Genomic DNA, 6,115 nt, shown 5'->3' on the forward strand with positions numbered 1-6,115 from the left:
AGGAGGCCAAACCGAGATTATCTACGCAGAGGAGGAACGTGCCCCGCTGCCGGACTTCTCCGGCCCGTCGCTGATGGAGGAGGGTGAGGAGATCAGCCTGTCTGATTTTGAAGGCGAGGTCGTCGTCCTCAACGCTTGGGGCCAGTGGTGTGCACCGTGTCGGGCGGAAGTCGATGACCTGCAGCTTGTCCAGGAGACTCTCGACGGTGCTGACGGGTGATATGATTCTTCAAATTATGGCCGTGGAAAGCTTAAACGTGTGCGGTCTCATGCTAGAGGCAGAGTGCCTCAACGAGGAAGGCCCATCTACATGACAGACCACACCGACACTTCTGATGAGGACGCTGCCCAGAATGAAGGGGAGAGCAGAATCGTTCGGCTGAAAAATGGCGCAAGCAAAACGGTTTCATTTGCCAAGCAGAAGTCTATAGACATGGGTGATGCAGTTGCCTCCGCCGCCTCAGGGGATGTTCTCTTAAAGTCGTTTGAGACGGCCCTCAAAGGATCTGACCTCGTGGCAAAGCAGCAGGTGGAAAGGATGCAGATCAAGCATCCTCACCTGACAGTCACACAGCAGTTAACCAAGCTCAATACCCGTTTCCTCTCTGAGGTCACAGCGGTGGGAGCCGCCACGGGAGCATCCGCCGCCGCCCCTGGTTTCGGTGCCATCGCCGCCTTAGGCATATCCGCCGGTGATTTCATGGTCTTTTTGACTGCCGCCTGTATTCACGTTCAGTCGGTGGCACGTGTCCTCGATGTGGAGATCGAAGATGCTGACCATGCCCGTTTCCTGGTATTGACCGTGCTTCTGGGTGGCTCTGGTTCCTCGACCGTGCAAAAAATAGCCGAGCGAACCGGGGCACACTGGGGACGTAAATTCGTAAAGGCTGTGCCCGCCTCCACATTGCGACAGATTAACAAGGTGATGGGCCAGCATTTCGTCACGAGGTATGGAACCCGACAGGGAATCCTTGTCTTGGGTAAGATCGCCCCGTTTGGCTTTGGAGCGGTGCTGGGAGCTGGCGGCAATCATCTGCTCGGCCAGACCACGGTGAAGGCTACGCAGAAGACCTTTCAAGAGTTTCTCCCGGATGATGTAGAGGAAAAGGGCGCCTTGCGTAAGTTTGCTCTGACATCAAAGTTCAAAAAGAACTCTCCGACTGAGAAAGTAGTGAAGTAACTACATTATCTCCGCCTGATAGCATGGGCGCCTCTGGCTGACCCTGTACTCACCGCACGACCCGACTGCTTTGGGCTATTTCTTCAAGCTGAAACGACGTGGCCTAATATCCTCCTTTACTGTTCTGAAGCAAGTTTTTCGAATGCTTCGCGGGTAACAGCCGCCATCAGATGCTGGCGGCTGTTCGAGGAAGTCATCGTAGTCGATGTCAGGCCAGCTATCCGGGAGCGCGTGAAGTCTTCTCTACTCGGTGATTTTCCCCTCCGTGAGGTGTACTTTCGTTTCAACGATCTTCTGCCAGTACTTCGAGGGTGCACTATCAGAGATGCCAATATTGACGTTCCACTCGACCAGTACCATGTTGGCGATCTGGTTGATCTTCTTGGGATCAGAGACGCCCAGCTTTTTCGACAGATAAGCCCTGGGGAACAGGTGATGGCGTTCAATGCCCTTGGTTGAGGTAATAACCGGGTCCAACCTGAGAAGGCTATCCTTGCCCGCGGGGAGGCCTTGGCGGAGATTGCCTGCCACATCTGGTTTCGTTGAGGCATAGCCGTATGAGGTGGTCTTTGTTGACTAGTGTTCGCATGTCGTGAGCAGATGCGCGGCCAAGGATTTCGAGATACGCGGTGCGGATGGAATCGTCATCGTCAAGATCGATGGCGAAGCGAGATTGCTGAGCTCACATTATCGAATGCGGAACCGCGAGTACATCGTGCGCTGGGCCTTGCAACTCATCCAGAGAATGCGGCACAAAGAAAGGAGGCCGGAAGGTACGTGTCAGTTGTCCTCGTATCATGACCAACCCCTTCATCTCTGTCTTGTTACCAGGCGAGTATTAGGACACCATCGTCATTGCCTTCCACATTATAGTTCCTGTGCATCGACAGGCACATCTTGCAGCGTGTGCTCATGGGCACCGGGAGCAGACGGGGCAGTGCGCTGGCGTCCAAGCTGGGCGGCGAGCCGGGCAGCGGCTTCGTCGTGTGTGAGTGTTGATACAGCGGGTGCCGTGGTTCGTGCAGAACGTTCGGCCTGCTGCTTCTTCTGTTCTGCTTGCTCGCGGAGACGTTGTAGGTCACCTGCCAGGTTGTCGAGTACCTGGTCCACTTCAGCCAGGTCATCTGCCAAGCCAGTCACCCGTGTAGTCAATTGACTAATGCGCTGCTCATCTATGGTTTTGTGCCGCAGGCGGGCCAGCGGGCCGCGTTGCTCGGCCTGTACTTGGGCATCGAATAGCTCGCCCTTAGCCAGAGAATGAGTTTTGTGGAGCTCGTCTCGGCGCTGCCACGCCGCGTCGATTTGTGCGGAGAGCTTGGCAATACGTGCATGGATTTCATTGAGGTTGTCCTCAGACTCGCCTGGGTTCGCGTCGCTGGCCCACTGCGTCAGCGTGTCGTAGGTATCGCGTAGCCATGCAGCAAGTTCCGGGTCACTACCGCGTGTGGCTGGCGGTGGAGGGGCGATCCTATCGACAGCATGTCCAATCTCAGCGAGCTGATCTCGCAGTCGCCAGGCAATGACTGCTCCAGCGTCGTTTACGTCGCCCAGGTTGAAGATCGCCGATGGCATGAGCAACTGAGGATCGTGGCCGGCCGCGACCACGTCGCGCCACGCGGAGCGTACCTGCTGCCTACTTTGGTCAGTCATCGTTGCCAGCGCGTCGGCATCGAGATGATCCCACCAACTATCGAAGTGGCGGTCGATGAAGTCCGCTGTTGCTTGGTCAACACCGTAGAGGTAGAGGGCTTCCAACCGCTCGCGACTGTGGGCGTATTCTTCAGCTTCCGCCCGGATGTCGGTTACGGAACGCTGCCGCGCATCCCGGGCAATCGCTCCGGCGAGCACGTCGGTAGCGTCCAGTCCAGAACGGTTACCAGCTGAATGCAAGTGCGCTGCTTCGGCCAACTCGTCAAGGCGATCGTCGGTGACTGCGTAGATGCGGTTTTCGTGCTTGCCGCGCGTAAGCGCCACATAGAGCGCCGAGCGGCTCGTCGATGAGTCCACCAGCGCGTGCGTGGTATCGACTGTGGCACCTTGGGCCCGGTAGACGGTGGCCGCGTAGCCCAGGTGCGTGTGCTCGGCGACGTAGTCAGCAGGCAGAGTCAGTACCTCACCGGTGGACGTGTCGCCAGCGGTGACGGACCCGTCGTCGTGAATGTCGAGCACCCTAAACAACTGGCCGTTGATGACCTTTGGTCCTGCCGCGTGCGGGTCAGCCGGGTGAGGCAACCGTATGTTCTGACGCGCGATAATGACGTCACCCAGACCTGCCACGTCTGACTGGGAGAGGCGAACCTGGCGTGAACAATCGACATCACCAGCGTCAATAAAGTGCGCGCGGATCATCTCATTAAGCGCCGCTACATCCGCGTTCGTCGTGGCAAGGACAAGGGACTTGCGCCCCTGATCCACGTCAGCAAGGTAGGCAGAGGCGGCCTCGGTGAGCATGGCCGTGCGCGTGCCACCAGACACCCACCCACGTGCGGTGTAGAAGTCCACCGCGTCGGTGTCCCCGCGCCGCAGTGCCAGTGAAGCGTCCGCTTGTGCGGTGTCGTTGCCGTGTGAAAAGCGCATCACGTCGGTCAGTTCGGCTGCGTCGTTGTAGCGGCACATCGTCTCAAACAGGCCACCAGTGCCGACTGCATCCAACTGGTGCGGGTCACCGACCACACGCACAATGGCTCCGGCTTGCTCGGCAATCTCGGCCAGTGCCGCCAGGTTGTCGGTGGTCGCCATGCCAGCTTCATCGACTAACAACATGTCACCGGGGTTGATCTCAATGGGAAGGCTCGCGAGGTCTCCGGCAGGCTTGTCAGGGTGGCGACCTCGCCACACGTAGGACAGTGAGTCGATGGTGTGCGCGTTGATTCCCAACTCCTCGGCAAGCACACCAGCGGCGGCGGCAGACGGTGCTAAGCCAATGACCTGATGGGCTTGGGAGGACCACACATTGGCGACAATCTGCATGGCCGTCGTCTTGCCAGTGCCCGCTGGGCCGACGCCACACCCGATCACCGTGCCGGATTGCAGCAAGTGCTTGGCGAGCTCAATCTGGCCAGGATTCAGTGAGAAACCGTTGTCGCTTTCAAACTGGGCAATGGCGTCGGTGATGTCATCCGAGTCTGCAAACAGTGCCACAGGTTCGGTGACGGCGGCCAAGACGTGGTCTTCCTGGGCCAAGATTTCCGGCGTGGTGTACTGAGCGAAACCCAGGTGACGATCGATGGCTTCATCAGATTCGTTGCGCAGCGCAGACGGTAACTGTTGCTCTTTGCGCGGCGTGATCTCGACCAGATGCCGGTCGATAATGCGCTGCGTTAACACCTCCAGTGCGTCCTGAGCTTCCTCTTGCGAGGCAAACCGAAAGCCCTTCACGTAGCTACCGACAGCCGCTGTGACGTGGTGCCGGGCGAAATAGGAACGCTTCTGCACCATCCGGTCAATGACCTCGACAGCCCGCTGATCCAGCTCGCTAGCGTCGGGGTGTTCTGGATCGAAGAACGCCGGTCGAGTATCGACTTTGCCAGGCCCGAGCACTTCATCAAGCGCAGATAACAAGCGCTGCGCGTCGTCGCGGGACTCGACATCAGCGCGCCAATTCTGACGCAATTCGGCCAAGGACTGGGCTGGCTTTTTCGCATCGCGCGTGTCAAGAATCGCTGACTGCCACAACTGCATCTGTGTGCGCTTGTCGGGCTGGCGGCCATGCGATGCCACGTAGTCAGCGACTAACTGGTCGTAGACCGGTCGCGCCATTGCACGACGCTTGGAGAAAATGTCAATCAATTCCTGCGGCACACCGGCAACTTCCCACACCGGTTCCTTACCCTGTTCGCGGGGGCTGGCCTCGAATGCCAGGCCCATTTTCCGGGTCAGAATTTCCTGGACGATCGCGTCGTACCGCGCCGATAGGGTCTGGTGGTTTTTGAACATCGCACGAGAATCAAGGGTGCGCCACTTACCGTCGGGACCCTGGACTTTGTTTGATACAAGGACGTGGGAATGTAGGTCTGGATCACCGGCGCGCGTGTCGAAGTGTGTGAACTCACTAGCGACAATTCCACCGGTTTTCACCTGGGCCAGTCCACCTGCACCCATGCGGGTGCGCACAGTGTTGTCTTCTGCCCAGGCCAAAACCTCGGCCACAGCCTCATGATGGCACGCAGCGATCTTGCTCGCGGTGTCCTCATCGGCCAGGGCCCAGAGCACGGAAATGCTTTTGGCAGGGGAGAAGGTGAGGTCAAATCCGGCAACAGCTTGCTTGACTTGATCGCGTTGCCGATTGACCCAATCAATAACGTCTTTGTCCGGTGCATCCACCCAACCAGTGGCCTCAACGTAATGCTGATGACCGATCTTGGCGGCCAATTCCCCACGCTCCTCTTCGGTCAGCAACCGTCCGTTTTCATTCACGAGAGTGCGCTCGGCGTCGCGCAGCTCGTTAAGGACGGGAATGTCGTTGGTGTAGATCGGGAACTTGCCACCCAACTTGCATTGCTCCAACGTCTTGCCCGCTTGGAGCATGGCGTGCGTGTCGGGGTGATAACCGAGTCCATAAAGAGCTTCCATCTGCTCGGCCTCGATCTCCACACCAACGGCGGCAGATTCCGAACGCAGCGAGGCGAGTCCGCGACCGATCCAACGGCCCGGGGGAGTGCCCTTGGCTTGGTAGTAGTTGGAGAGCTTTCCTTCCTCAACCATCGGGTCGTGGGCGTCGTTGGTCGCCACAGAGCGCAGCAGGTACTGGTACCCGCTGCCTGCGTGAACGGCCCGAAACGACATCATATTTTCCCAGCATAGCGGGCACCGCGCCCATTTACACTAAAAGTGCCTACTGTGTGTGGCGATTTAAAGCCGTTAGGCGAGAAATCGGGCCTGGCGGCTAAGACAGGACAGGCGATAGTTTGATGGGCATGAGTACAAGAACAACGA

3 protein-coding genes and 1 pseudogene are annotated in these 6,115 nt (G+C 58.3%); 2 read left to right on the forward strand and 2 right to left on the reverse strand.

Annotated features, from left to right (window positions below; translation table 11 throughout):
- Positions 1–217 (forward strand): annotated as a pseudogene (locus tag ACHFGA_RS04970) (TlpA family protein disulfide reductase); the annotation flags it as partial.
- 93 nt (positions 218–310) lie between these two features.
- Complete coding sequence (locus ACHFGA_RS04975) at positions 311–1,180, forward strand: hypothetical protein (protein WP_394281318.1); 870 nt, start codon at positions 311–313, stop codon at positions 1,178–1,180.
- A 243-nt stretch (positions 1,181–1,423) separates the two neighbouring features.
- Here the strand turns inward: ACHFGA_RS04975 and ACHFGA_RS04980 are convergent, their stop codons facing one another.
- Together ACHFGA_RS04980 and mobF are read right to left on the reverse strand one after the other, a co-directional pair.
- The gene (locus ACHFGA_RS04980) at positions 1,424–1,711 is read right to left on the reverse strand and encodes a hypothetical protein (RefSeq protein ID WP_394281319.1); all 288 of its coding nucleotides are present in this window, start codon (positions 1,709–1,711) and stop codon (positions 1,424–1,426) included.
- Between the two features lie 336 nt (positions 1,712–2,047).
- Positions 2,048–5,968: a MobF family relaxase gene (gene mobF, locus ACHFGA_RS04985; RefSeq protein ID WP_394281320.1), complete on the reverse strand. Its 3,921-nt coding sequence runs from the start codon at positions 5,966–5,968 to the stop codon at positions 2,048–2,050.
- Positions 5,969–6,115: the final 147 nt, after the last annotated feature.

The sequence above is a fragment of the Corynebacterium sp. genome, from assembly GCF_043426755.1.
Lineage (GTDB): Bacteria > Actinomycetota > Actinomycetes > Mycobacteriales > Mycobacteriaceae > Corynebacterium.